We start from the raw sequence: 2,153 nt of genomic DNA on the forward strand, positions 1-2,153 counted from the left end.
GCTTACGCTGCGGCCATCCCGTCCATGGGGCGCTGACAGTTGCAGGCTCAGGCGTTGGAGCGAGCGACCAGTACGTCAGCGATCTCCCGCATGCTGGCGACCACTGCATCCGCTCCAGCTGCCCGAAACTTTTCGGCCTTGGTCGAGCGGTTCGCGTATCCGATAACGCTTACCCCGGCTGCCCGCGCACCGTGAATGTCCGTGAGAGAGTCGCCAATCAGTACGCACCGGGTCGGCGACTCGCCTACCGCGCGTACGGCTTGTCGGATCGGTTCCGGGTTGGGCTTCATGCGCTCCGGGTCGGCGTATGCCCGGCCGACGACTGACGAGATATGCGTGGAAAGGCGACGTGCTGCCAGATAGGCGCGTACGGCGCCGGCAGAGTTGTTGCTGACTACCGCCACGGGGAAGCCGACCTGCCGGGAAGCCACGATGACCTCCCGGCCGTACGGAGTCGGTTCGGCAGTCTCGACGGCTCGGCGTTCGGCGGCGCGTAGCGCGTCCTCTACGGCCCGTGTGGCGGCCTGATCGCCGGTAGCCGCGGTGCGGCGTAGCACCTCAAGCGGGTCCGACTCGCTGATGAGGTCCGGCGGCGCCTCGATGCCGCGTCGGTGCAGCACGTCGACCAGCTCGGCGGCGACCTGCGGCGCCGGGTAGCCAGCGAAGATGCTGCATACCGGTCCGTCGAAGTCGAGCAATACCGCGCCGATCTCATTGAATAGCTGGTCGAGGTTGGCGTTCATCCGTCGTACCGATAGGCGATTGTCGACCATACCGAGTCGAACCACTGGCGGGATGCCTCCACGAACTGCGCGGCGTGGGAGGTGTCGTCGTCGGTCACTGCGTAGTGGAACAGCGGTACGTCCTTGCCCATCAGGTCATAAATCGCCATTGGTTCGCCCTTGATTGAGACAGTCCGCTCAACAACTGGGTAGAAACCAAAGAACACTTCTTCGCCGTTGAGGATGTAGAGCTTGAACAGTGGCGCAGCGCGGTGCATCCGTACCTCGACGGTGGCCGACCGGATGAGCCCCAGGTCGCCTAGCTCGGTGACCTGGTCGATGATGCCGTCGACCGCCCGGCGGGTGATCCGCTCTGCTCGTTCGCGCACGGCCGGGTCGTCAGCCTGAGTCTCGGCTCGTGCGGGCAGTGCCATCGGCGCGGTCATGTCGGAGACGAGGACCCGTACGGCGATGGACTCCGGAGCGAGTCGGCCGACACGCACCTTGTCGAGCGTCTCGGCGAGTGCATCTCGTAGTGTCTCGCCGGAGAACCCGGCGAAGTCGACCGTGACGTGTGGCCTTTCAAACGCGGCTTCGATGTGCGGACGCAGTTCGACGGCGCGCTGTGTCTGCGCCCGAACGAACACCCCGCTGCCCTGCCTGGACACGATCAGCCGCTCTGCCCGGAGCAGGTCCAACGCCCTCTTGACCGTCTCGCGTGCTACGCCGTAGCGGGCGGCTAGCTCGGGCTGCGACGGCAACCTGTCGCCGGGGGCAAGCCGTCGCGTAAGGATCGCTGCCCGCAGCTTGTTAGCAATCTGGTGCGACGCCTGCTTCGGATCATCTGGGTCTAGCTGACCCAGGAAGTCAAGGTTCTTAGTCACCCACCCACCGTAGCGCTGACTAGCCAAGTTAGGGAAGTTTTCGGGTAGCACCTTGACCTGACTAGCCAGGCCGGGCTACCTTCTACATGTCCCGCCTGGCTAGCCAGGTACGACAAGTTGGCCCCGGGCGGGACAGGTTGGCTGTGTCGTCGAGCGTGCAGGGCACCCAAGATCACTCTGAAGGAGATCGAAAGATGCGGAACATCCCGGTGGACCTGTCTGGCTACAAGCTGCGGGTGGTGGAGGAGCCGTCGATCAAGGCGGATCAGGACGGCCGGGTGATCACGGCGTATGGGACGGATGACCCGCTGTACACGGTGGCGGTGTTCGCGAAGCCGCTGGCGACGCAGGACGGGTACAGGGGTAAGGGTGAGGAGCTGAAGATCACGCTGACGGCCGCCCCGGAGGGGATCGAGGAGGGCGACGTGGTGGAGCTGATCGCGCCCACGGTTTCGTACTGGGAGCGGGACGGCAGGTCGGGTCTGACGTGGAAGGCGCAGGGCCTCAAGCCGGTCGCGCGCTGAGGATTTTTCGCCCCGCCCCTTTT

General features: G+C 65.2%; 3 protein-coding genes. 1 reads left to right on the forward strand and 2 read right to left on the reverse strand.

Going from position 1 to position 2,153, the window contains the following annotated elements; all coding sequences use genetic code 11:
* Nucleotides 1-47: 47 nt before the first annotated feature.
* A complete protein-coding gene (locus tag EF879_RS26795; RefSeq protein WP_123563366.1) occupies nucleotides 48-743 on the reverse strand; it encodes an HAD family hydrolase in 696 nt (231 codons plus the stop codon).
* Complete coding sequence (locus tag EF879_RS26800) at nucleotides 740-1,606, reverse strand: winged helix-turn-helix domain-containing protein (protein WP_123563367.1); 867 nt, start codon at nucleotides 1,604-1,606, stop codon at nucleotides 740-742. The genes EF879_RS26795 and EF879_RS26800 overlap by 4 nt, the downstream gene beginning before the upstream one ends.
* A 194-nt stretch (nucleotides 1,607-1,800) precedes the next feature.
* Here EF879_RS26800 and EF879_RS26805 point away from each other — a divergent pair, with 194 nt between their 5' ends.
* Nucleotides 1,801-2,130: a hypothetical protein gene (locus EF879_RS26805; RefSeq protein WP_123563369.1), complete on the forward strand. Its 330-nt coding sequence runs from the start codon at nucleotides 1,801-1,803 to the stop codon at nucleotides 2,128-2,130.
* The last annotated feature ends 23 nt before the right edge of the window (nucleotides 2,131-2,153 follow it).

It is taken from the genome of Micromonospora sp. HM5-17 (assembly GCF_003762835.1).
Classification (GTDB): Bacteria; Actinomycetota; Actinomycetes; order Mycobacteriales; family Micromonosporaceae; genus Plantactinospora.